This window comes from Acidithiobacillus sp. 'AMD consortium' (genome assembly GCF_008926505.1).
In the GTDB taxonomy this organism is placed as follows: domain Bacteria; phylum Pseudomonadota; class Gammaproteobacteria; order Acidithiobacillales; family Acidithiobacillaceae; genus Acidithiobacillus; species Acidithiobacillus ferridurans.
This window is the reverse complement of the sequence record NZ_CP044411.1, coordinates 2,069,537-2,090,194: the sequence shown is the minus strand read 5'-3', so window position 1 is coordinate 2,090,194 and position 20,658 is coordinate 2,069,537. Positions and strand designations below refer to the sequence as shown.

Below are 20,658 nucleotides of genomic sequence, written 5' to 3'. Positions count from 1 at the left end.
GGTCCACCTCATGCGGTCCCTGCGAGTAATGGGGGTGTTTCCGAGGATGGTAACGCCCAAACATTGATGGGTGACCCCGATGCATTGATGGTGCAGTGGTGTGCGTGGACCAGCCCCTGTTTTGCCAGGTCCACTATAAGGTGATTGGTGCGCAGGCAGGATAGCTTGAGGGCGTCTGCGACTTCCTTGCAGGTCCTGGGACCGTTGCGGAGGCAGCGCAGGATACGTTCTTTGTCTTTGTGGTGGGTCTCGTGCATGGCGATGATGCTACTCACGGAGATCGGCGGGTGCAACTGCATCACCTGCTTTTTATTGGCATGTTTTATGCTGCGCATCACCTGAAAAAGGCATCCATATCCTCCATCTCGACACGATGCCGCGCCTTCCGGCTTTGAATGGCCGGGTCAGCGTCACGCTCGGCCTTCCGCTCCTGATAAATCGCCTTGAACTCCTCCCAAGTCAGGTTCAACCCCGTGCGCCTGTTCAACGACTCCACAAAACCCCTGTCTATGTTCGCCATCATCACACACCCCCTTTTTCGTTTCCGCATCCATCGCCTGTAAAAAACCAGGTGAGCGCATGAACGCCCTCCTGGCAACGTGGAGCGGGCTATCACGATCGGAAAACGATCCAGGCTCGGTAGGGCCGAGGGATAGTAGTCCCCATGCGGCCTGAACCGTCCTCCGCTGAATAGCTTAGCGCAATAAACAAGACAAATCTATGCCTGTATACTATTATTCAATCTACAGATCGGCCGCCCCGCAGCCTGGGGCGTTCGTTTGGTGCCATCGGCACTGAACGGGTCTGTGAGAAAGGTGATTTTACAGGCAATCAGCGATGGATGGAGGTTGACATGACATTCGGAGTTGAAGTGGCAAGAATGCTCACCCTTGCAATGGTTGGCGCTGCTGGCGCCGTCACGGTTTCTGTTCTGGTTGGTGCAGTTATTTTGTGGTTCGTCAATTCCATTCCATGAACTGCAGGATAAGGCGATAGGGTGCCCATTCTTACACCGCGATACCGATCATCGGTCAAACAAGCCGTTGATCCGTTTTGGACAACAGTGTGGGAGTATGATCGGCAACGGCAGCAGCCTACGCGCCGCCACAAGGGTTTGGCCGATGAGGTAGCCACGTCCAAACTGGTTAACACGCAAAGAATAGATCCCTACCTGACGACAGGTGAACGAGTACCGCGGGCAATGGAAAGGGGCTGTGATGCGCCGTAACAGCGACGATGTCACTGACCGGCAATATGGCACCACCGATGTGCGGCGTAATGGCGCCATTTCAAAGTGCCTGAAATGGGGTCTCGAACGGTGTTAAGAAGGGTGTTTTTTGGGGATTCCGGGAGCGGCCTGGGGGCGCGAAAACTATCGCCTTCCAGGATCAGTCGATAGGCGCCGTGGCGTAGCCGATCCAGGGTGGCCACTCCGAGCATGCGGTTGGCCGGGAAGACGTCCCCCCACTCGGCGAAGTCGAGATTGCTGGTCAGCATGGTGGAGACTCGCTCATAGCGTTCGGCGATGAGGTCGTGGAAATCCTCGTCATGGGGCGGGCGCATGGGTTTGAGTCCGAAGTCGTCGATTAATGTTGATCTCAACATTACTGGATGATTGGGGGGCTTGCCCCTATGAATGCCGAGGATGTTCGGGACCTACTGGAAATCATTGATGACCGGGTAAACCAAAGGGCCACGCTGATTACCAGCCAGCTCCCGGTGAATCATTGGCACGAATATCTGGGAGAGCCTACCGTGGCCGATGCGGTACTGGACCGACTGCTGCAGAGTGCTCACCGACTGGAGCTGAAGGGGGACTCCCTGCGTCGTCACAGTGATGGACGCGACACCCCTAAAGTTGACGCATCGTGACCACCTGGGGATAAAATGGCGGTGACCAGAATGTACGCTTTTCGGGAGTGCCCACGATCAGCGGAATCACTGCCCACGATCGCCGGAATGCGCACTTGGCCTTCGGCACACTCTCCAGAATCGGGCGGAAGCGCTCCCAGGGAATGAGCCGGTTGAGCAGCGGCAGGCCGTCGCCCAGCAAATCCAGTTCCCGCAATCGGCGGTCTCCGGGGAAGAATCCTGTTTGCCCTACCAGTCCTGCCATGGTTGCTCTTCCTTCCAATCGGCTCCCTACATTTTACTGGAAATGGCTAGTTTTTCGAACTGCCCAGATGAAGAACTGAGGCGGGCACAGGCAGTGCTGTTGCCCCTGGATTTGGGATTGAGCCTGGAGCAGACGGCGCGGGCCATCGGACGCTCAGTGAACGCCACTTGTGCGATACGCACGCGTTTTGCCAAGGTTGCCGAAGGGGTTATGGCGCCGCCCCAGGCGAAGACCGCATTGCGCAACCATGCATTGGCTGATCTGGAACGAGAGGCCAGTATTCTCGACGAAGTATTGGCCGACGCACAAAAGGGCGGCATCGTCGTAATTCCTCAACTCAAGCCGCTGATTGAGGAGAAGGTGGGAAAACCCATGGCGCTTTCGACGGTCTATCGCATGTTGGCACGCCACGGTTGGCGGAAGCTTGCTCCCGATACCTACCATCCACAGGGCGATGCGGAACGCCGGGAAGTCTGGAAAAAAACTGCCCGAAGCCATAGCCGAAGCCTTGGCGATGTTTTCCGACCTACCGCCCTTTGCGCGTAATGTACCAGGACGAAGCGCGCTTTGGGCGGATCAGCGACACCCGTTACTGCTGGGCCAAGAAGCCGACGCTCCCCGAAGTGAAAGGCATGCTGATCTACCAATACACTTATGCCTATGCGGCCGTATCACCCCAGGACGGGCGTATGGATTCCCTGGTGCTGCCAGAAGTCAGCGGCAGGTGCATGCCGCTTTTCCTCGACGAGGTTGCCCAGCGTTATCCCGGCGATAACATCGTCATGATTGTCGATGGTGCCGGTTGGCACAAAAGTAACGAGCTCAAGTTGCCAGAAAATCTACGCTTGCTCTTTTTGCCACCCTATTCGCCGGAACTGAATCCTCAAGAGCACCTCTGGGACGAGTTGCGGGAGAAGTATTTTCACAACCGGGCCTTTGACAGTCTGGGGGCGCTGGAAGACCAGTTGGTCGCCGGCCTTCGTGCCCTTGAGACGGACCATGCGCGGGTGAAATCCATCGCCGGATGGGAGTACATAATTAACTCTAATTCTAATGCAATTTAGAATTATTTCATTCTAGAGCGCGCCTAGTTTTTGGTATTGTTACTAAAAGTATCCCTGTTAGCATAGTTGCGCCGGCCAAAATTAGACGGGTAGTTATTTGCTCGCCCAACAACGGAGCCGCACTAATAACGACAATCACGGGAACCAGCATTTGTATGACAGCACTCGTTACGCCCCTTAGCTCCTTCATTAAGATATACCAGAGTACATAAATCAATGCCGAGGTTATTGCACCAATGAGCATAGAATAATAGATTCCCGCAAGGCTTATATGAATGACTTCATGATGCCAGCTTTGTATCGCTGCATAGATCACTAATAGAATAATAGCGACCAGCCCAGAATATATAAAATTTGCCGTTGTGGTCGCCAAGTCATCCCTGGAACTTTTGCCCAGTATCGAATATCCAGCCCACGCGACACCGGCCCCTATCATCAATCCTATCCCCAAAAGCTTAGGAAGATGCGAGATACCACCCACCAACACCCACAACCCCACGAGAGTTATCCCGCTCCCAATCCACTGAAGTTTTGACAACCGGTAGCCACCACGAATCTCCCATGCCAGCATGGTCGCCTGAATGGCAAAAAACAAAAATAGAGTTCCAGTAGCAGCCCCAAGCTGCTCATAGCCATATGCAAATGCCAACGCATACACAAACAACATCACTGGCATCAGTATATGATGCAATCTAGGTCGAGCCGTAGTCACCATCATCAGGACGATTAAGATCGCCGCGCCGCTTGCTAACCGAATTGCGGTAAATGGAAGCGGCCCAATTAAATGTCCGCCCAAGGCTGCTCTTGCCAGCAGACTATTGCCAGCCATACCAAGGAGTACTATCAGAGTTAGCAAGATTATGCGTACGCGGGACATATAATGAACCTCATTGAACGTATTTATCCCAGGAAAACTTATCTAAATAACGGTTCTAACGCATAGTGACAAGTTCTTCCGCACTGGTTGGATGAAGAGCCAAGGTGTCATCAAAATGGCCTTTACAAGCGCCCATCTTTACAGCAAAGGCAACGCCTTGAAGCATCTCTTCGGCGCCAACACCGATGATATGACGTCCGACAGCTTTCTCCTCAGCGCCGACAGCGCCAAGTTTCATGTCCGTTTGTACGGAGTTTTCGGAAAAAGCAAACGTCACAGATCGGAAACGGGTGCAATAGATGGTGCCCACATTATCCCCATGGATATCCCGAATCTCCATTTCAGTAAGCCCAATCGCCCCAATGGGTGGATGATTGAAAACAACAGCTCAAATTGTCCTTACCATCGCATTGCTGACTAGACAGATTAGGCTATCTGGATAAAGTCGTTGGCGATCAGTCAGTTTTAATGGACGAAGAAACTTTAAACGCATTAAAAAGCACATCTGTAGCCGCATGATGTGCACCTGCATACAAGGCATCGTAGATATCGCGGTCCGTCCATCCTGCCTGGTAAAGCGCCTCAATATCCTTTTCACTGATGTTCGCGGGCTTATCTATTGCCTTGAGAACAAAAAGCATCAAGGTTTTGTCATGTTCCGGGAGAGGAATCAGTTCAGGATGAATCAGAGATTGACGTAGATCTTCCTGGTTGATACCCGCATTGACCAATGCTGCTTCATTAAAATCGATACAAAAGGTATTTCTGTATTTTCCAGACACCAAATAACGAAGCATAGCGATGAATGTTGGGCTGAGCGTAGGATGGGATGCCATATAAGCCATAGTTGCTATCTGCCCATCGAGTAAATTGGGGCTTACACTGAACAGGTGAAATGCTTCTGGGATATATCCTACAGCATCCTCGATCTGTTGATAAAAGTTAGCCACTTTGCCTTCTGCTTCGTCTGGATGTACCGTCTTTAACAAAGCCATATAATGCCTCCTAGTTGATTACACACAAAAAACAAGAAAAATTGTGGAGAAGCTATCTCGAACGACTACACTTTACGATTCTCTGGTCATACATGAGATCTCCATTTATGTGCAAATACAGACTTTTTATTCACGCCCTGCCATCACCGGAGCCAGTTCACGTTTTGTTACGTAAATCAACCAGGCTACAGCTGGTTTTCCGGGTGGCCAGACATTCTCTGGCGCCAGGGGAAAAGTCGAATGAGCATTGTTTTTTCTGTAACTCTAGCCAGTCTTCAGAAGGATACTTACCCTCTGGAAGATTGGGCGGAAAGTAAACGCAAGAAGTACAAAATGGATCACTCACAGTATTTTCTCGATTCATGCATGATCTCCTTTTGACTAAAACTATTACGCAGGCCGGAGAAGCCCTTCCGCTTTCAGGGCCGATTGCACCGCTGGCCGCATGGATACCCGCCCCTGATACGCCTGGAGCACCGGCCATTGCTCCAGTTCAATGCCCACATGCCGGCCCCAGCCCAATACCGTAAAGAGATAGGCGTCGGCCACCGTGAAACCCTCGCCCAGCAACCAGTCCTTGCCCTCCAGTTGCCGGCTGACCGTGCCCAGGCGCCGCCCGAGTTGGGCAGCGGCCACCGCCTTCCATTCCTCGGGCACCTGCGGATTGAATAAGGGAGAAAAACCCTTATGCAGTTCCGTGGAGATGAAATTGAGCCACTGCATGAGCCGATAGCGCTCCAGTGTGCCTAGGGGCGGGGCGAGCTTCTTTTCGGGCACGCGATCGGCAAGGTACTGAATGATGGCTGGCCCCTCGGTGAGCACCTGCCCGTCGTCGAGCAGGAGGGCGGGCACGTAACCGTCGGGGTTGATGGCGGTATAGTCGGCACCGGTTTCCGTTTTTTTGCTGGCGAGGTCCACCCTTTCCTTGTCGAAGCGGAATCCGCCTTCGTTGAGGACGATATGGGGAGACAGGGAACACGCACCGGGGCTGTAATACAATTTCATGGCAATCCACCTCCTGACCGAGCGATTGACGGCAAAAGTGCCGGGGTTGTTGTGCATGGCTTCAGACCAGCGCGGCTGGCCGTTCGATGAGATATTAGTACCCCATACAGCTGGTCTTGTGAAGTATGCACTTTATTGTTATATATATTCGTACAAAACAGTAAGTATATTTTTAGTAAGTATGAATAAAAGGGGGGATTCCCAACCTTGCTCACGGAGGGAAGAGAGATGGCAGAAGAGGAGCCCTGCGCGGTGGATGTCACCCTCCGCGTCATTGGTGGAAGATGGAAGGTTCTGATTCTTCAGGATTTGTTCACGGGAACCCGGAGATTCTCAGAAATCCACAGAGCCGTTCACGGCATCACCCAGAAGATGCTCGCCCAGCAATTGCGGGAGATGGAGCGGCACGGCATCGTGAACCGGCTGGTATATGCCGAGGTACCACCCAAGGTCGAATATTCCCTTACCCCCCTGGGGAAGAGCCTTTGGCCCGTCCTCATGGCGATGCACAAGTGGGGGCTGGAGCAATTGGCGGCGACGGGCAACCCGGCGCCAAGCCCCCGGGAAAGCGGGCCGCAGGCGGCGGGTCTTCCCGGGCGTTGAGGAAGGCGGGAGCCCGCTTCCGCATTATCGGACAGATCCGGTGGGAACAGCAGCGTCCAGTCCTCCAGCAACGCGTCTGCCTCATCAAAGCGGAAAAAATGATCGGCCTGGAGGTGTATCAATCCCGGTTGCCGAAGATCTCGAGAAGGGCCATGAACAGGTTGATGATGTCCAGATAAAGGCCGACCACCAGCAACACCGGCTCTTGGACGCCGCCGTTAACCATGCGTTGGGTATCGAACAGGATCAGGCCGCTGAACACCAGCACCAGGACGCCGGCAATGGCGAGCTGCAGAGTGGGAAGATGCAGGAAAAAGATGTTTACCAGCGATACCACAATGGCGATAACCAGGCCAGTTATGAGAAATCCACCGATGTGGCTGAAATTGCGTCTGGTGGTCAGGGCGTATACGGATAATCCGATGAACATGATGGCCGTAGTGCCCAGAGCTTCGGTGATAATCGTCGGGCCCTTTGGCGCATTGAGGTACATTGCTATGGCCGGACCCATCATCATGCCCATACCGGCCGCAAAGAGGAACACCAACGGGACGGCGATGGGGCTGCGGTGGGCGCCGGTGTACTGTACGGCAAAGAGCAACGCAAAGGATCCAATCATTAAAATGAAGGGGTGCTGATAGGCGAACGGGGAGTGCATTCCATAGATGGAGGCTATTGCCGAGACCATCAGGGTGAGGGCCAGCAGTCCGTATGTCTTCGCCATAAGCGTACCCACGTCGGAAACCATGGGGCTGCGGATGCTGTCGGGGAACTGGTTAAATCGGGACATGCATTACTCCTGAAATGTGTCTACACCGGGTCGCACCCTGCAAGGGTACGACCCTGCAAGCGTTGTTGACCTCAAACCGTTCATCCGTATGATCAGAGTATAGGCAAAAAGGAACACGCGCATGCTGCACTGGATCGCGGACAGCCGCAGCGGATTCGTGGCCTTACTGCTGGCGGCATGCATCGTGGCGATGGCGGTATACGCGCTGCCCGTGCTGTTGGCCTGGAGCATGGGCAGCCCGCAGCGGATGGCCATCACTCTGGTGGATCTGCTGCTGGACTGGTCCATCATCGGCTGGATTGCCGACCTGATACGGGCCTGATACGGGCATCTTGTCTGCCAATGGCGGAAGTTTTGATGGGGACCTGCCCCAGGCGGGAACCGTGGATGCGGTAGCCTTGCAGGCGGCAGCATCGATCAGGGCGAAAAGAGGCTTGCGGCATCGCGCCCATACTGTAGTTGTCACCGAGAGGAGAGAGACGCGGACATCGCCACCGTGGAACAGCAGTACAACCGGCTTCAGCAGGAAGGGCAAAGCGTAACTCAGGGCATTCAGGGGCTGGCCGGCAAACTCAAAACCGCTGCAGACGGCGGCAGTGCCGACGCCCGCGAATGGCTGCTGGATCTCAAGGAACTGGCCCTGAACGTCCAGCAGGAACAGCAGCAGGTCATGATGCTGATGCAGGCGATGCATCAGGCCGTGCAAAATGAACTGCAGCAGTTACGCACAGCCACAATCATGGCAACCGGGCTACCCGCAAACGCCACAGGCACAGGGTTATCCCCAGGCACAGCCGCAACAGGGCGGATTTTTGAACAGCCTGGAACACTCCGGTTCTGGGCAGTCGCTGATGATGGGCGCGGGCTTCGGGATTGAGGACGACTTGATCAACGCGATATTTTGATATCGGCAGATTCGACGTTGGAGACTGGGGCTGGCCACGAGCGATGTAACGGCGTGTCGGCCCCATGGCAACAGGGATATTTTCAGGGAGGTAACACACTGAAATGAAGATGTTTACCATGAAAATTGATCTGGAAGGCATTGAACCCCCGATCTGGCGCAGGATACAGATTGCCTCCTCGCAGAACCTCTGGGGCCTCCATAATGTGATTCAAGTGGCCATGGGCTGGACTGGAAGTCACATGCACGAGTTCATCATCAAAAAAGTTCGGTATGGCCAAACAGATGACGAGGCGGACGAGTTAAACGAATTTTATGGTGTCGAGATCAAAGAAGAATCTGAGGCGATTCTCTCTGAGGTCATGCACGCCAGGAGCAGGTTCCTCTACGTCTATGACTTTGGTGATGACTGGCGGCATGTCATAAAAGTAGAAAAAAGCGAAGATGTCCATGAACCTCTGAAGGCTTGGGCCACTGTCATAGAGGGTGGCAGAAATTGTCCGCCTGAAGATGTGGGTGGAGTCTGGGGATATTTGGAGTTGCTAGAAATTCAGCAGAGGGGCGCCAAGAATAGTGAGGAGGAGTCCTTCCTGGAGATGTTGCCTGAGGGATTTAATCCGGATGAGTTTGATTTAGAAGAGGCTCAGGCAGCGATGGAGGAGTATTATGCAGAGTAGCGACCCCGGAATTTTGGCTGTTTTTTGTCTACAATGGATTCCCGCACTCTGCTGTCCATGCGCTTAGATTCCGGTGAGTTTGATGCCGGGCAAGGGCAGGCCACGGGTGAGGTGAAGGGCAACGGGAAGGGGGTTATGGCGGAAGCGCTGTGAATGGGGCTGGAAATCTCGCCTATTATCCCGCTGCTGGCGGGACTGGACCCTCGCAAGAGAGAAAACTGCCTGTCCGTGGGTGCTCTTGTCCGAAGGCACCAACATCTGGGGCGGTGGGGTGGAACTGTCGTGGTGTTCACCATGAATCGCGGCCATATCCTGGAACTGCCCGAATACTGGAAATACTGGATCGACGCCAGGGCGGCCAATAGCATGGGTATCGCCAAGATCCTGTCTGTCCATCACCCTGAAGTCTGCGCCATGCTTTATGAAGACCAGCACGGGGCAGCTTGGTGTATCCGGCTCTCCGGCCCGGGTCTCCCGGCCATTCAAGATGACTTGTTTCAGAGTTACACCAAAATGGCCGTCCTGGTGTGATGTCCCATGGCCCCGTCGGCAGTGGGCATGATATCAGGATGCCCGGGCTTGGTCCTAGCGGGGACGATGGCTATGGGGACTGGAGCGCCGGTCCTGTCCACCCCAGTCTCTACGCCCTCTGGGCGTCGGGCGCTGGTAGCATTGAAATGCTCGTTGGTTCTGGGGCCGGGGCCATTGGATAAGACAGTAGTGCGGTGCTTTTTTCCGGTCGAGTTCGCTGGCGTTCATAAAAGCGTCATATTTGGGGGGTATTCTCGGATTCGGGCACGCCCCCCATCAATTGACTCGGAGACCGGTCGTGGAACTCAACCCATTGCAAACCCGCGTGGCGAAAGTCTATCAGGAGGGCCTATATGCCGGTATCGGCACTAGGGAGGATGCCCGGATTACCCACGACGCGTTGTTTTTGTTCCTGCTCCAGGAAGCGGAGGGGTGCGTCGACCTGGATGTCTTAGAGAGTCATGTCGCCGTGATCAGTGAACATCTGCAGGATTTTCTGGATGAACTGGCAACGACAATAGCGAACGCCGCGGAAGATTCCCTCTGACGGCGGTTAACCCTAAGCATTGAACTCTACTTTTCCACATAGAGGAGATACACTGATGTCCGAAGACAGTCAGGAAATCCAGCATCATCAGGTAGCAGGCGAGCCACGGATGCCTGCGGAGGAACGCTACTGCATGATCGCTGAAGCCGCTTATTTCATCGCCGATGAGGGGCGGCAGGCGGATGGCGAAAACTGATTTTCCCATCCCCTGTATGCTCAATCTTCGTCCCACAGTTTTTAGACAACGGAGGACATCCCACCATGGTCACTTCCGCTAAAACAGCGACGACAGCTTACGAAGACGAGAACCTCAGCGCTTATGGGCCGACTCGCGCGACCATCCAAGGAACTCCGCTCGCCCCGGAAGAGTTGCGCACAACCGATGCCTACTGGCGAGCCAGTCTCTATCTGTGCCTGGGGATGTTGTACCTCAGGAGCAATCCATTGCTCCGGGAACCGCTGCGACTGGAACACATAAAACCGCGCTTGCTAGGCCACTGGGGATCGGACGCTGGCCAGTGCTTCACCTATATTCACTTTAACCGGCTGATCATCAAGTACGATCTGAACGCGATCTACATCTCCGGCCCCGGTCACGGGGCACCGGCGGTACTGTCCCAGGCATATCTCGAAGGAACCTACTCCGAGATTTATCCCGACATCCGTGAAGATCTGGTAGGCATGCAGCGCTTCTTCAAGCAGTTTTCCTTCCCCGGGGGCATCGGTAGTCACGCGACCCCGGAAACCCCCGGCAGCATTCATGAGGGCGGTGAACTCGGTTACAGTATTTCTCACGCATTTGGAACCGTCTACGATAACCCCGACCTGATTGCCCTGGTCATGGTCGGCGATGGCGAGGCGGAGACCGGACCCTTGGCCACGAGTTGGCATAGCAACAAATTCCTCAATCCGATTACCGATGGGGCGGTCCTGCCGGTGCTCCACCTCAACGGCTATAAAATCAACAACCCCACCATTCTGGCGCGTATTAGTCATGCGGAGTTGGAGGCGCTATTCGTCGGTTATGGGTATACCCCCTACTTCGTGGAGGGCAGCGATCCAGAGGGCATGCATCAAGCGATGGCCGCCACCATGGAACACTGTGTTCTGGAGATTCGCAAGTTCCAGGAAAAGGCCCGGCAGAGTGGTGCGGCTTACCGCCCCCGCTGGCCGATGATCATTCTTCGAAGTCCCAAAGGCTGGACGGCCCCCCGGAAGGTGGACGGGCATTATCTGGAAGGTTTCTGGCGAGCCCATCAAATCCCCCTTCCGGACGTGGCCACCAACCCGGCCCATCTGAGTCTGTTGGAATCCTGGATGCGCAGTTACCAACCGGAAAAGCACTTTGATGCGCAAGGGCGACTGATTCCTGAATTGCAAGCTTTGGCGCCCAAGGGGCGGCGGCGCATGAGCGCCAACCCCGTGGCCAATGGGGGTCTGCTGCGCCGCCCTCTGGATATGCCTGACTTCCGCACGTTCTCCGTGGAGATCGAAAAAGCCGGAGGAACCCTGGCTGGCAACGTGCCCACGCTGGGAAATTTCCTTCGGGAGGTCATGCGGCTGAATATGCAGAACTTCCGCGTCTTCGGTCCGGACGAGACCCAATCCAACAAACTCACAGCCCTTTATGAGGTCACCCAAAAAGTCTGGCTCGGGGAATATTTCCCGGAAGATGCCGACGGCGGCGAACTGGCCTTGCAGGGACGGGTCATGGAAATGCTCAGCGAGCATACGATAGAAGGATGGCTGGAAGGTTATCTGCTGAGCGGGCGGCACGGGCTCATCAATAGCTACGAGCCGTTCATCCACATCATTGACTCCATGTTCAACCAGCACGCCAAATGGCTGGAAAAATGTAACGCACTGCCCTGGCGGGCCGATGTGGCGTCACTCAACCTGCTGATGACCGGACTGGTCTGGCGACAGGACCACAATGGTTTCACGCATCAGGATCCTGGTTTTCTCGATGTGGTGGCTAACAAGAGCCCCAGCGTGGTGCGCATCTATCTTCCGCCGGATGCCAACTGCCTGCTTTCCGTTGCCGATCATTGCCTGAAAAGCGTCAATTACGTCAACGTGATCGTCGCGGACAAGCAAAAGAATCTGCAGTACCTGGACATGGAGGCGGCCGTGGCGCACTGCACAAGGGGCGCTGGCATCTGGAGCTGGGCGAGCAATGACCAGGGGGTTGAACCTGATGTGGTCATGGTGAGTTGCGGTGACGTGCCGACTCTGGAGTCTCTGGCCGCCACTGCCCTACTGCGTCAGCACGTGCCCGACATCAAGGTTCGATTCGTGAATGTGGTGGACTTGTTCAAATTGGTACCACATACCGAACACGCACACGGGATGACGGATCGTGAGTTCGAGGCGCTGTTCACTTCCAGCCAGCCGGTGATCTTCAATTTCCACTCCTACCCGTGGCTCATCCACCGATTAACCTACCGGCGACCCGGACAGCACCATATTCATGTGCGCGGTTACAAAGAGAAAGGCAATATCAGCACGCCCCTGGAACTCGCGATCCTGAATCAGACGGATCGTTTCAGTCTGGCCATTGACGCCATTGACCGGATACCCCGCCTCTGCGACACGGGGTCCAGTGTGCGCGAGACCCTGCTTGATCAACAGTTCGCCTGTAAGAACCATGCCTACGAATTTGGGGTGGATCGCCAAGATATCACGGATTGGAAGTGGCCGTTTTGATAATGGCTGAAATATTGACAGTGCGATCAGCCATTGCGGGCCGTAACTTCCCCATCAGCCTCTCCGCACTGACGGCCTGGCGGCGCTGCGGGTCCTGGCCGCGACGCAGCACCATGATGGTCGCCTCAGACCTTCGGAGCAGGCCGGAGAATGGTTGCCTTGGGATGCACATCGCCATCGGCAATCTCAAGGCTTACCTGTTGGGCACGTTCCACGGGGTCTCCGGCCGGTATCCGCAGGAATATCTCAACGAGTTCGTCTACCGGTTCAACCGGCGCTTTCGGGAAGCGGAGATCCCCCTGCGCCTGCTCAATGCGTGCATGGACCATAGACCCATCCGATTGGCGGATGAGAAAGGTTAAGAGGCATATATATGAATGCCTTCCTCCCAGTTTGCGTTGCCAAAAATGTTGGCGTAGCCTCGACCGGAGGGTTGGCATCATGATTCGGTTAGGCAAGGAAGGCGGCATGATCGAAATTCGTATCCATGGACGGGGTGGACAAGGCAATGTAGTGGCGGCCTATGTGCTGGCCACCGCCGCCATCGGTCAAGGGCTTTTTGCACAGGCGTTTCCCGCCTTCGGCGCGGAGCGCCGGGGAGCCCCGGTGGCCGCTTTCGTACGCATTGCAGAGACGCCCATCCGCCGTCGTTGTCAGGTGGCTCAACCTGCCTTCGTCATCATCCAGGACGAAACTCTGGCCGCGCTGCCGGACACTCTCGCCGGCCTCGCGTCGGAAGGGGGCGTGATGATCAATTCCCAGCGCGATTCGCGGGCCCTGTCGGACACCTTCGGGCGGGCTACCTATACGTTGCCCGCCACCCGTCTCTCGCTCGAAGCCCTTGGTCGTCCCATGCCCAACACGGCCCTGTTGGCCGCCTTTCTCACCCTGACGGAGCTGCTGCCGGTCGCCGGACTCAAGGATGCCCTGGCGCAGCGCTTCAGGGGCGAAGTACTGGCCCACAATCTTGCACTGGTCTGCCAGGTGGCAGATGCGACGCCACGCGGCATATGGAAGGAGCTGGTGCATGCGGCAAGCGCTTGAAGGTTCTCAGGCCATCGCCCGCGCAGTGGCTCTGTGTCGGCCACAGGTGGTGGCCGCCTATCCCATTACGCCGCAGACCCACATCGTCGAACACATCGCCAAACTCGTAGCAGACGACAAGTTCCATTGCGAACTCGTGAGCGTGGAAAGCGAATTTTCCGCCGCCTCGGTAGTGTTGGGTGCGGCCTGCGCCGGCTCTCGCGCCTACACCGCCAGCGCCTCCCAGGGAATTCTGCTGATGAGCGAAGTCCTCTTCAACATCTCCGGGCTGCGTGTGCCCCTGGTGCTCACCTGCGCAAACCGGGCGGTTTCCGCACCGCTTTCCATTTGGAATGATCAGCAAGATTCCATGGCCGTGCGCGATGCGGGTTGGATCCAGATTTACTGCGCGGATAACCAGGAGGCGGTGGATGCGACCATTCAGGCCTTTCGCATCACCGAGCGCTGCGAACTGCCGGTGATGGTGTGCGTGGATGGGTTCACCCTGACCCACACCCTGGAGCCGCTGGAATTGCCGGACCAGGAACTGGTCGACGGCTTCCTGCCGCCCTACCACTTCTCCCGTGCCCTGGATCCGCTGGCTCCGCTTTCCATGGGAACACTCGTTGCGCCGGAGTATTTCACCGAGGCGCGCCACCTGCATCATGCGGCATTGCTCGCCGCTGAAAAGGAGATCGTGGCGGCGGCACGGGATTGGGCAGCCGCATGTGGGCGGGAACAGGCGCCGCTTGTGCGGGTGGACGGCCCCGCTGATGCGAAGATCGGCATTCTCACATTGGGCTCTGTATTCGGCACGCTGCTGGATGCGCGTGATCAGTTTCCGGGGCTGCCGGTGAAACTCATGCATCTGCGTTGCTTCCGTCCGTTTCCGGTGGAGGCCCTGCGGGCCGCCTGTGCCGGGCTTCATGACCTCATCGTGCTGGAGCGGGCCATCGCACCCGGCGCCGACGGCATCGTGGGGGCAGAAATGCGCTCGGCCCTTGCGGACACCGACAGCCCTCCGCGGATCCACAATTTCGCCGCAGGTCTGGGCGGTCGGGATGTACCATTGGCAATCTATCCGCGTCTGCTTGAGGCGATCAAAAAACCGCACCCGCGCATGAGCGCGATCGACCTCCGGCCCGAACTGCTGCCAGCCGATTCATAAGTTCGCCAGGAGGTTGCCCCTTGACGCCACAGACGCTGCACGATCTTCGCATGGCCCAGCCCCGCTTTCAGGGGCTCGAAGCGGGTCACCGGGCCTGCCAGGGGTGCGGGCAGGCCCTGGCGGCGCGGCTCACCCTGGAAGAATCGGGGCCTGACGTGGTGGTTGCCAACGCCACCGGCTGCCTTGAAGTTTTCACCACCGCCTGGCCGGATTCTGCTTGGCGGGTGCCCTGGCTGCATTCCCTGTTCGCAAACACCGGCGCCGTGGCGGCAGGCATGGAGGCGGCGCTGAAGATGCAGGGCCGCGACATCAAGGTGCTGGCCTTCGCGGGTGACGGTGGCACCTTCGACATCGGTTTCCAGGCGCTTTCCGGCATGCTCGAGCGTGGGCACAATGTGCTCTTCATCTGCTACGACAACGAAGCCTACATGAACACGGGTGTACAGCGTTCCAGTTCCACGCCCCATGCCGCCGCCACAACCACATCCCCTGCAGGCGTGGCGCGCATGGGCAAGCGCCACCTGAAAAAAGATATTCTTTCCATCATAGCCGCCCATCACATTCCTTATGCAGCGACCGCATCGGTCGCCTATCCTGCCGATTTACGAAAGAAGGTGCGGCGCGGCATTGAGGTGGAAGGGCCGAGCTTCCTGCAGATCCATTCCCCTTGCCCCCTCGGCTGGGGTCATGGCAGTGAACTTTCCATCGAGGTGGCACGCCTTGCGGTGCAGAGCGGGATGTTCCCGCTCATCGAACTGGAGCAGGGCGCACTGGTCGGGGCCATGCCGATCCGGCAGATTCGTCCGGTGGCGGACTACCTCAAGCTCCAGGGACGCTTCAAGCACCTCTTCGCCGACGACGCCCTGGCCCGAGAAGAACTCGCCCATCTCCAGGCCCTCGCCGATCAAAACATAGAGGATTATGCCTTGAAAGCGGAAACTGCTGACCCCCTCGACACGGAAGGCGCGGATACGGTGCGCCGCGGCGGCCTCCGTTCTACCTAAGGAGAACGTTATGCCCGTCATGACCCCCGGTGCCTTCGCTTACCCCGCCACCGCTCTGGCATTCAAAACTGGTAGCTGGCGTACTATGCGGCCTCTCTACCAGCCGCGCCCGGCACCCTGCCACAGCGGTTGCCCGGCGGGAGAAAATCCCTGCGACTATCTCGCCCAGGTGGCGGAAGAGGATTTCCAGGCCGCCTGGGAAACCCTGGTGGCGACAAATCCCTTACCAGCCATCACGGGGCGGGTATGCGACCACCCTTGCGAAAGCGCCTGCAACCGGGGCCGTTTTGATGCCGCCATCGCCATTCACAACGTGGAACGTTTGCTGGGGGACGAAGCCATCCGGGCAGGGTGGGGCTATCCCCTACCGTCGCTCGTCCCCGATGCGCCGAAGGCGGTAGTGGTGGGGGCTGGTCCTGCGGGACTTTCCTGTGCCTACCATCTCCGCCGGCTGGGCGTGCAGGCCACTCTCATGGAGCGGCTGCCGGTTGCCGGTGGCACTTTGCGCATGGCCCTGCCGGGCTATCGCCTGCCGCGCGAAGTGCTGGACGCGGAAATCGAACGGCTTCTTGCTGCCGGAATCAATTTTCTGCCAAACACGGCACTGGGGCGGGAGGCCTCTGTTGCGGAGCTAAGGCAGGAGTACAACGCGGTCTTTCTTGGCCCAGGCCGTCAACGTCCGCGTCCGTGGGATGTGGACGGACGTACCCCCAGCGACCTGCATCCGGCGCTCACGTTGTTGCAGGAATGGGTAGCCTTCGGCACCATGCCCGAGATTCGCTCTGCCGTGATCGTGGGCGGCGGCAACAGTGCCGTCGACATGGCACGCGTACTCGCACGTGCCGGGGCACGAGTGCACCTCGTCACCCACGACGCGCTGCCGGGTCCCGACGTTACACGGGAGGCGGCTATGAAAGCCGCTCCGCGCGACATCCGCCAGGCGCAGGAGGAAGGCGTCATCCTGCATACGGAGCACGGTGTGCACCGCCTGATTCTGCGCGGCGAGAAGGTAGTAGGGGTGGAACTCGTCCGTATGAAAAAACTGGCGCGGGACAACGGCCGATTCGACATCGTCCAGTTCGAGGGCACGGAAACCGTGCTCCATGTCGATCAGGTGATTCCCGCCGTCGGCCAGGAAGTGGAACCAGAGGGCATGGAAAATCTGCTTGGTGAGCAGCACTTTTTCCCTGTGGATAAGGTAGGACGCTTGGCCGGACAGGCGGGTCTCTTCGTCGGCGGCGATGCTCGCGAGGGTGCTTGGGGCACCGTGAGCGGCGCTGTGGGGGACGGTAGACGCGCAGCTGCCGTCATTCACGCCCATTTGCTGGGCGAATTCCATGATGAACCGGAGCGGGAACTCCAGGTGATCGGCATCGCCGAACTCAACCTCCACTATTTCGAACAGGCTCCGCGCGCGGAAGAACCCCTGCTGCCGCCGGAAAACCGCGTGGGCAGTGCCGAAATCGCTGGTGGTTTGGCGACGGAGCAGGTCATTGCCGAGGCCAACCGCTGTTTCTCCTGCGGCAACTGCATGGCCTGTGACAACTGCTGGACACTCTGCCCGGATCAGGCCGTGCTCAAAACCCGCGAATTCGCCGCCGACGGCTCGCATTACCGTATCGATTACGACTATTGCAAGGGCTGCGGCTTGTGCGCCCACGAATGCCCGGTGGGCTATATCGCCATGGTATCGGAGCCGTCCTGAGGGAGATGCGTGACGGTGCAGCGCGGCGTTATCAGCGCTACCGGGCAGCCATGCCGGTGGTGCGCGCGCTGGTCGCGTATCTCACCGAAAACTGCTGTCGCGGTAACCAGGATTGCGCTTTACCCCGTGAAACCATCCCTTCTTCTGTCCGCCAAGGAAACCAGCGATGAAAACCCCGGAAATCCTTTTTCTCTGCACCGGCAACTCCTGCCGTTCCATTCTCGCCGAAGTCACCTTCAATGCGCTGGCCGGACCGGGCATGCACGCCAGCAGTGCCGGCTGCCATCCGACTGGGTATGTGCATCCGCGCGCCCTGGCTCTGCTGCAACGCGAAGGGTTCCGTACCGAAGGCCTGTACAGCAAGTCCTGGGACGACATCAAAAAAACACCGGACATCGTCATCACCGTCTGCGCCAGTGCCGCTGGCGAAACCTGCCCCGCCTATTTCGGTCCGGCGATCCGCGCCCATTGGGGTGTGGACGATCCCGCCAAGGCAACGGGTAGCGAGGCGGAGATCGAGGCGGCCTTCACCACCGCCTACCAGATCCTGCGTCGTCGGATCGAAGCCTTTCTGGCCCTGCCCTGGACACAGGGGGAAGAAAGTGGCGACGTGGCCCTTCAAGCCGAACTGGCGCGCATCGGTGCGCAGTAACTTTTCAGACGGCATTCATTCTTTCAGGAGACGTTATCATGACCAAAATCCGTGTGTATGATCCCGCCATGTGCTGCAGTACGGGCGTATGCGGTCCGACCATCGATCCTGCGCTGGTACGCTTTTCTGCTGACGCGGACTGGGCAAAAGGCCAGGGAATCGATCTGGTACGCTACAACCTCAGCCAGGAACCCATGGCCTTTGTCCACAATTCGGTGGTGAAACAGTTTTTGGATCGTTCCGGCACCGAAGCACTGCCGCTGATCTTGGTGGAAGGGGAGATCGCCCTGGCCGGGCGTTATCCGACCCGTGAGGAACTGGTCCGCTGGGCCGGGTTGGCGGCGGCGCCGGCCATGAAAAGCCCTTCTGGCGGCTGTTGCGGTGGCAGCGGCACCTGCTGAACGGTTCATCATTGGCGTAGGCTTCAACGAGGACTTCGGTATGCTTTTCCTACAAAATCCGCCCGCCTTTCTGTTTTTCACGGGCAAGGGTGGCGTTGGTAAAACGTCGCTGTCCTGTGCCACAGCCATCCATCTGGTTCGATTGGGCGAGAAGGTCTTGCTGGTGAGCACCGACCCTGCGTCCAACATCGGTCAGGTATTCAGTCAGGAAATCGGCAACAACATCACCGCCATTTCCACGGTACCCGGGCTATTCGCCCTGGAAATCGATCCGCAACAGGCGGCACAACAATATCGGGAGCGCATCGTGGGCCCGGTGCGCGGCGCTCTGCCGGAGGCCGTGGTCAAAGGCATCGAAGAACAGCTCTCCGGAGCCTGCACCACCGAAATCGCGGCCTTCGACGAATTCACCGCTTTGCTGACCGATGCGACACTAACGGCCGACTACGATCACGTCATCTTCGACACGGCGCCGACGGGCCATACCATTCGTCTGTTGCAATTGTCCGGCGCGTGGAGCGGCTTTATTCAGAAAAATCCGGAAGGCGCGTCGTGCCTTGGTCCACTGGCGGGCCTGGAAAAGCAACGCCAGCGTTATGCCGAAGCGGTCAAGGCGCTGTCCGATCCCCAACGCACGCGCCTGATACTGGTCGCGCGTGCGCAGAAAACCACGCTGGACGAGGTCGCACGCACCCACCAGGAACTGGCGGCCATCGGCCTGACCCGGCAGAACCTGGTCATCAACGGTGTGCTGCCGGCAGGCGAGGTTGTTCACGACGCGCTGGCCGCTGCCATACGTCACCGCGAACAGGCGGCCATAGCGGGCATGCCCGCCGCGCTGCGCGATCTGCCTGTCGATCCATTACCGCTTAAGGCATTCAATATGGTCGGCGTCGAGGCGCTGTGCAGCCTGCTCTCTGATCAAGACGAGATTGCAGCACCCGCCGGTAGCGATGCACCCGCTGAAATCGTTGGACTTCCGCGGTTGTTGACGCTGGTGGAAGAGATCGCTGGAATGGGTCACGGCCTGATCATGATGATGGGCAAGGGCGGAGTCGGCAAAACCACCCTGGCCGCTGCAGTGGCGGTGGCACTGGCCGAACGTGGCCTGCCCGTTCACCTGACCACCTCCGACCCCGCCGCACACCTGTCCGACACGCTGGCCGGTTCGCTGGGCAATCTGGAAGTCAGCCGCATTGACCCAGAGGTGGAGACCGAGCGTTATCGCCAGCATGTGCTGGACACCAAAGGCCAAGACCTGGATGCCGAAGGCCGTGCCCTGCTGGAAGAAGACTTGCGCTCGCCCTGCACGGAAGAAATCGCGGTGTTCCAAGCATTCTCGCGCGTCCTCCGTGAGGCCGGCAAGCAATTCGTGGTGATGGACACCGCACCGACCGGGCATACCCTGCTGCTACTGGACGCCACCGGGGCCTATCATCGCGAAGTGGCCCGCCACCTCGTTGATCCGCAGGTGCATTACACGACGCCGATGATGCAGTTGCAGGACCCGGAACGGACGAAGGTGTTGATCGTGACCCTGCCGGAACCCACGCCGGTCCTGGAGGCCGCACAGTTGCAGGAAGACCTGCGTCGCGCGGGCATCGAGCCGTGGGCCTGGGTCATCAACAACAGCCTGGCGGCTGCGCCCACTGCGTCCCCCCTGCTGAAGCAGCGCGCCGCGCTGGAGGTGGCCCAGATCCAGTCGGTTCGCACCGACTACGCCAAACGCATCGCCCTGGTACCCATGCAGACAGAGGAGCCGGTGGGCATAGACCACTTGCGATCGCTGCTGAATCCAGCATCGTGACCGTGGTGATCGGACCCAAGGGAGCGACAAGCCTAGGGCAGAGAGGAGTAGACGAAATGAACGTGAGTCATACCGATCCCGTG

The 20,658-nt window shown here is 57.9% G+C and carries 28 protein-coding genes and 2 pseudogenes; 21 read left to right on the top strand and 9 right to left on the bottom strand.

The window, feature by feature from the left end:
- Positions 1 to 8: 8 nt before the first annotated feature.
- Positions 9 to 335 carry a hypothetical protein gene (locus tag F6A13_RS10760; protein WP_012537222.1) on the bottom strand — a complete coding sequence of 109 codons (327 nt, stop codon included), beginning with the start codon at positions 333 to 335 and terminating at the stop codon, positions 9 to 11.
- Complete coding sequence (locus tag F6A13_RS10755; RefSeq protein ID WP_012537223.1) at positions 335 to 523, bottom strand: hypothetical protein; 189 nt, start codon at positions 521 to 523, stop codon at positions 335 to 337. Before F6A13_RS10755 ends, F6A13_RS10760 begins: the two co-directional genes overlap by 1 nt.
- 330 nt (positions 524 to 853) lie before the next feature.
- Here F6A13_RS10755 and F6A13_RS15840 point away from each other — a divergent pair, with 330 nt between their 5' ends.
- Positions 854 to 976 (top strand): hypothetical protein, encoded by a 123-nt coding sequence (locus F6A13_RS15840; protein WP_257246328.1) that lies wholly within the window; start codon positions 854 to 856, stop codon positions 974 to 976.
- A gap of 263 nt (positions 977 to 1,239) precedes the next feature.
- Here F6A13_RS15840 and F6A13_RS10750 read toward each other — a convergent pair whose 3' ends face one another.
- A complete protein-coding gene (locus F6A13_RS10750; RefSeq protein WP_275402910.1) occupies positions 1,240 to 1,605 on the bottom strand; it encodes an ATP-binding protein in 366 nt (121 codons plus the stop codon).
- 27 nt (positions 1,606 to 1,632) lie between these two features.
- Here F6A13_RS10750 and F6A13_RS10745 point away from each other — a divergent pair, with 27 nt between their 5' ends.
- A complete protein-coding gene (locus F6A13_RS10745; protein ID WP_371744308.1) occupies positions 1,633 to 1,872 on the top strand; it encodes an ATP-binding protein in 240 nt (79 codons plus the stop codon).
- Here F6A13_RS10745 and F6A13_RS10740 read toward each other — a convergent pair.
- On the bottom strand, positions 1,853 to 2,116 hold the full coding sequence (locus F6A13_RS10740; RefSeq protein ID WP_151528245.1) for a hypothetical protein: 264 nt from the start codon (positions 2,114 to 2,116) through the stop codon (positions 1,853 to 1,855). The two genes, F6A13_RS10745 and F6A13_RS10740, sit on opposite strands and share 20 nt — an antisense overlap.
- Positions 2,117 to 2,215: 99 nt before the next feature.
- Here F6A13_RS10740 and F6A13_RS10735 point away from each other — a divergent pair, with 99 nt between their 5' ends.
- Positions 2,216 to 2,662, top strand: a complete 447-nt coding sequence (locus tag F6A13_RS10735) for a winged helix-turn-helix domain-containing protein (RefSeq protein WP_225981801.1) — start codon at positions 2,216 to 2,218, stop codon at positions 2,660 to 2,662.
- A complete protein-coding gene (locus F6A13_RS10730) occupies positions 2,662 to 3,180 on the top strand; it encodes an IS630 family transposase (RefSeq protein WP_151528243.1) in 519 nt (172 codons plus the stop codon). The genes F6A13_RS10735 and F6A13_RS10730 overlap by 1 nt, the downstream gene beginning before the upstream one ends.
- Positions 3,181 to 3,187: 7 nt before the next feature.
- On the opposite strand, the gene F6A13_RS10725 is transcribed toward F6A13_RS10730, so the two are convergent.
- From F6A13_RS10725 to gstA, 4 genes and pseudogenes are all read right to left on the bottom strand, one after another.
- Positions 3,188 to 4,057 (bottom strand): DMT family transporter, encoded by an 870-nt coding sequence (locus tag F6A13_RS10725; RefSeq protein WP_151528242.1) that lies wholly within the window; start codon positions 4,055 to 4,057, stop codon positions 3,188 to 3,190.
- Between the two features lie 55 nt (positions 4,058 to 4,112).
- A pseudogene (locus F6A13_RS10720) lies at positions 4,113 to 4,430 on the bottom strand (glutathione-disulfide reductase); the annotation flags it as partial.
- 82 nt (positions 4,431 to 4,512) lie between these two features.
- Positions 4,513 to 5,052 carry a carboxymuconolactone decarboxylase family protein gene (locus tag F6A13_RS10715; protein WP_151528240.1) on the bottom strand — a complete coding sequence of 180 codons (540 nt, stop codon included), beginning with the start codon at positions 5,050 to 5,052 and terminating at the stop codon, positions 4,513 to 4,515.
- A gap of 390 nt (positions 5,053 to 5,442) precedes the next feature.
- The gene (gene gstA, locus F6A13_RS10705) at positions 5,443 to 6,057 is read right to left on the bottom strand and encodes a glutathione transferase GstA (RefSeq protein WP_151528238.1); all 615 of its coding nucleotides are present in this window, start codon (positions 6,055 to 6,057) and stop codon (positions 5,443 to 5,445) included.
- 228 nt (positions 6,058 to 6,285) lie between these two features.
- Here gstA and F6A13_RS10700 point away from each other — a divergent pair, with 228 nt between their 5' ends.
- Entirely contained in the window at positions 6,286 to 6,660 is a 375-nt protein-coding gene (locus F6A13_RS10700; RefSeq protein ID WP_151528237.1) for a winged helix-turn-helix transcriptional regulator, read from the top strand.
- A 118-nt stretch (positions 6,661 to 6,778) separates the two neighbouring features.
- On the opposite strand, the gene F6A13_RS10695 is transcribed toward F6A13_RS10700, so the two are convergent.
- Positions 6,779 to 7,450 carry a Bax inhibitor-1 family protein gene (locus tag F6A13_RS10695; protein WP_151528236.1) on the bottom strand — a complete coding sequence of 224 codons (672 nt, stop codon included), beginning with the start codon at positions 7,448 to 7,450 and terminating at the stop codon, positions 6,779 to 6,781.
- Between the two features lie 121 nt (positions 7,451 to 7,571).
- Here F6A13_RS10695 and F6A13_RS10690 point away from each other — a divergent pair, with 121 nt between their 5' ends.
- The 16 genes and pseudogenes from F6A13_RS10690 to arsA all read left to right on the top strand — a co-directional run bounded on the left by F6A13_RS10690 (position 7,572) and on the right by arsA (position 20,575).
- Complete coding sequence (locus tag F6A13_RS10690; RefSeq protein WP_225487188.1) at positions 7,572 to 7,772, top strand: superinfection immunity protein; 201 nt, start codon at positions 7,572 to 7,574, stop codon at positions 7,770 to 7,772.
- A 174-nt stretch (positions 7,773 to 7,946) separates the two neighbouring features.
- On the top strand, positions 7,947 to 8,327 hold the full coding sequence (locus F6A13_RS10685; RefSeq protein ID WP_225487187.1) for a hypothetical protein: 381 nt from the start codon (positions 7,947 to 7,949) through the stop codon (positions 8,325 to 8,327).
- A gap of 146 nt (positions 8,328 to 8,473) precedes the next feature.
- Positions 8,474 to 9,031, top strand: a complete 558-nt coding sequence (locus tag F6A13_RS10680) for a plasmid pRiA4b ORF-3 family protein (RefSeq protein WP_163059222.1) — start codon at positions 8,474 to 8,476, stop codon at positions 9,029 to 9,031.
- A 153-nt stretch (positions 9,032 to 9,184) separates the two neighbouring features.
- Entirely contained in the window at positions 9,185 to 9,562 is a 378-nt protein-coding gene (locus F6A13_RS10675; RefSeq protein ID WP_151528234.1) for a hypothetical protein, read from the top strand.
- A 298-nt stretch (positions 9,563 to 9,860) separates the two neighbouring features.
- Entirely contained in the window at positions 9,861 to 10,109 is a 249-nt protein-coding gene (locus tag F6A13_RS10670) for a hypothetical protein (protein WP_151528233.1), read from the top strand.
- A 55-nt stretch (positions 10,110 to 10,164) separates the two neighbouring features.
- Positions 10,165 to 10,305, top strand: coding sequence for a hypothetical protein (locus F6A13_RS15425; protein WP_163059220.1), 141 nt, complete (start codon positions 10,165 to 10,167; stop codon positions 10,303 to 10,305).
- A 65-nt stretch (positions 10,306 to 10,370) separates the two neighbouring features.
- A complete protein-coding gene (locus tag F6A13_RS10665; RefSeq protein WP_151528232.1) occupies positions 10,371 to 12,815 on the top strand; it encodes a phosphoketolase in 2,445 nt (814 codons plus the stop codon).
- Positions 12,816 to 12,870: 55 nt separating this feature from the next.
- Positions 12,871 to 13,177: pseudogene (locus F6A13_RS10660) on the top strand (transposase); the annotation flags it as partial.
- 79 nt (positions 13,178 to 13,256) lie between these two features.
- The gene (locus F6A13_RS10655) at positions 13,257 to 13,859 is read left to right on the top strand and encodes a 2-oxoacid:acceptor oxidoreductase family protein (RefSeq protein ID WP_225487186.1); all 603 of its coding nucleotides are present in this window, start codon (positions 13,257 to 13,259) and stop codon (positions 13,857 to 13,859) included.
- The gene (locus tag F6A13_RS10650; protein ID WP_151528231.1) at positions 13,843 to 15,006 is read left to right on the top strand and encodes a pyruvate ferredoxin oxidoreductase; all 1,164 of its coding nucleotides are present in this window, start codon (positions 13,843 to 13,845) and stop codon (positions 15,004 to 15,006) included. The genes F6A13_RS10655 and F6A13_RS10650 overlap by 17 nt, the downstream gene beginning before the upstream one ends.
- 20 nt (positions 15,007 to 15,026) lie before the next feature.
- Positions 15,027 to 16,010, top strand: a complete 984-nt coding sequence (locus tag F6A13_RS10645; RefSeq protein WP_203602324.1) for a thiamine pyrophosphate-dependent enzyme — start codon at positions 15,027 to 15,029, stop codon at positions 16,008 to 16,010.
- Positions 16,011 to 16,020: 10 nt separating this feature from the next.
- Positions 16,021 to 17,715 (top strand): FAD-dependent oxidoreductase, encoded by a 1,695-nt coding sequence (locus F6A13_RS10640; RefSeq protein WP_151528230.1) that lies wholly within the window; start codon positions 16,021 to 16,023, stop codon positions 17,713 to 17,715.
- A gap of 5 nt (positions 17,716 to 17,720) precedes the next feature.
- Positions 17,721 to 17,885 carry a hypothetical protein gene (locus F6A13_RS10635; RefSeq protein WP_192796460.1) on the top strand — a complete coding sequence of 55 codons (165 nt, stop codon included), beginning with the start codon at positions 17,721 to 17,723 and terminating at the stop codon, positions 17,883 to 17,885.
- Entirely contained in the window at positions 17,882 to 18,367 is a 486-nt protein-coding gene (locus tag F6A13_RS10630; protein WP_151528229.1) for an arsenate reductase ArsC, read from the top strand. Before F6A13_RS10635 ends, F6A13_RS10630 begins: the two co-directional genes overlap by 4 nt.
- 38 nt (positions 18,368 to 18,405) lie before the next feature.
- Positions 18,406 to 18,768: an arsenite efflux transporter metallochaperone ArsD gene (gene arsD, locus F6A13_RS10625; RefSeq protein ID WP_113527509.1), complete on the top strand. Its 363-nt coding sequence runs from the start codon at positions 18,406 to 18,408 to the stop codon at positions 18,766 to 18,768.
- Between the two features lie 40 nt (positions 18,769 to 18,808).
- Positions 18,809 to 20,575: an arsenical pump-driving ATPase gene (gene arsA, locus F6A13_RS10620; protein WP_151528431.1), complete on the top strand. Its 1,767-nt coding sequence runs from the start codon at positions 18,809 to 18,811 to the stop codon at positions 20,573 to 20,575.
- Positions 20,576 to 20,658 lie beyond the last annotated feature (83 nt).

What these genes read in the sequence shown, in the direction of transcription:
- F6A13_RS10740 (WP_151528245.1), bottom strand. Translation starts at nt 2,116, where the DNA reads ATGGCAGGACTGGTAGGGCAAACAGGATTCTTCCCCGGAGACCGCCGA.
- F6A13_RS10665 (WP_151528232.1), top strand. Translation starts at nt 10,371, where the DNA reads ATGGTCACTTCCGCTAAAACAGCGACGACAGCTTACGAAGACGAGAAC.
- F6A13_RS15840 (WP_257246328.1), top strand. Translation starts at nt 854, where the DNA reads ATGACATTCGGAGTTGAAGTGGCAAGAATGCTCACCCTTGCAATGGTT.
- F6A13_RS10700 (WP_151528237.1), top strand. Translation starts at nt 6,286, where the DNA reads ATGGCAGAAGAGGAGCCCTGCGCGGTGGATGTCACCCTCCGCGTCATT.
- gstA (WP_151528238.1), bottom strand. Translation starts at nt 6,057, where the DNA reads ATGAAATTGTATTACAGCCCCGGTGCGTGTTCCCTGTCTCCCCATATC.
- F6A13_RS10695 (WP_151528236.1), bottom strand. Translation starts at nt 7,450, where the DNA reads ATGTCCCGATTTAACCAGTTCCCCGACAGCATCCGCAGCCCCATGGTT.
- F6A13_RS10650 (WP_151528231.1), top strand. Translation starts at nt 13,843, where the DNA reads ATGCGGCAAGCGCTTGAAGGTTCTCAGGCCATCGCCCGCGCAGTGGCT.
- F6A13_RS15425 (WP_163059220.1), top strand. Translation starts at nt 10,165, where the DNA reads ATGTCCGAAGACAGTCAGGAAATCCAGCATCATCAGGTAGCAGGCGAG.
- F6A13_RS10725 (WP_151528242.1), bottom strand. Translation starts at nt 4,057, where the DNA reads ATGTCCCGCGTACGCATAATCTTGCTAACTCTGATAGTACTCCTTGGT.
- F6A13_RS10640 (WP_151528230.1), top strand. Translation starts at nt 16,021, where the DNA reads ATGCCCGTCATGACCCCCGGTGCCTTCGCTTACCCCGCCACCGCTCTG.
- F6A13_RS10715 (WP_151528240.1), bottom strand. Translation starts at nt 5,052, where the DNA reads ATGGCTTTGTTAAAGACGGTACATCCAGACGAAGCAGAAGGCAAAGTG.
- F6A13_RS10730 (WP_151528243.1), top strand. Translation starts at nt 2,662, where the DNA reads ATGTACCAGGACGAAGCGCGCTTTGGGCGGATCAGCGACACCCGTTAC.
- F6A13_RS10745 (WP_371744308.1), top strand. Translation starts at nt 1,633, where the DNA reads ATGAATGCCGAGGATGTTCGGGACCTACTGGAAATCATTGATGACCGG.
- F6A13_RS10760 (WP_012537222.1), bottom strand. Translation starts at nt 335, where the DNA reads ATGCGCAGCATAAAACATGCCAATAAAAAGCAGGTGATGCAGTTGCAC.
- F6A13_RS10630 (WP_151528229.1), top strand. Translation starts at nt 17,882, where the DNA reads ATGAAAACCCCGGAAATCCTTTTTCTCTGCACCGGCAACTCCTGCCGT.
- F6A13_RS10675 (WP_151528234.1), top strand. Translation starts at nt 9,185, where the DNA reads ATGGGGCTGGAAATCTCGCCTATTATCCCGCTGCTGGCGGGACTGGAC.
- arsD (WP_113527509.1), top strand. Translation starts at nt 18,406, where the DNA reads ATGACCAAAATCCGTGTGTATGATCCCGCCATGTGCTGCAGTACGGGC.
- F6A13_RS10655 (WP_225487186.1), top strand. Translation starts at nt 13,257, where the DNA reads ATGATTCGGTTAGGCAAGGAAGGCGGCATGATCGAAATTCGTATCCAT.
- F6A13_RS10680 (WP_163059222.1), top strand. Translation starts at nt 8,474, where the DNA reads ATGAAAATTGATCTGGAAGGCATTGAACCCCCGATCTGGCGCAGGATA.
- arsA (WP_151528431.1), top strand. Translation starts at nt 18,809, where the DNA reads ATGCTTTTCCTACAAAATCCGCCCGCCTTTCTGTTTTTCACGGGCAAG.
- F6A13_RS10750 (WP_275402910.1), bottom strand. Translation starts at nt 1,605, where the DNA reads ATGTTGAGATCAACATTAATCGACGACTTCGGACTCAAACCCATGCGC.
- F6A13_RS10635 (WP_192796460.1), top strand. Translation starts at nt 17,721, where the DNA reads ATGCGTGACGGTGCAGCGCGGCGTTATCAGCGCTACCGGGCAGCCATG.
- F6A13_RS10690 (WP_225487188.1), top strand. Translation starts at nt 7,572, where the DNA reads ATGCTGCACTGGATCGCGGACAGCCGCAGCGGATTCGTGGCCTTACTG.
- F6A13_RS10755 (WP_012537223.1), bottom strand. Translation starts at nt 523, where the DNA reads ATGATGGCGAACATAGACAGGGGTTTTGTGGAGTCGTTGAACAGGCGC.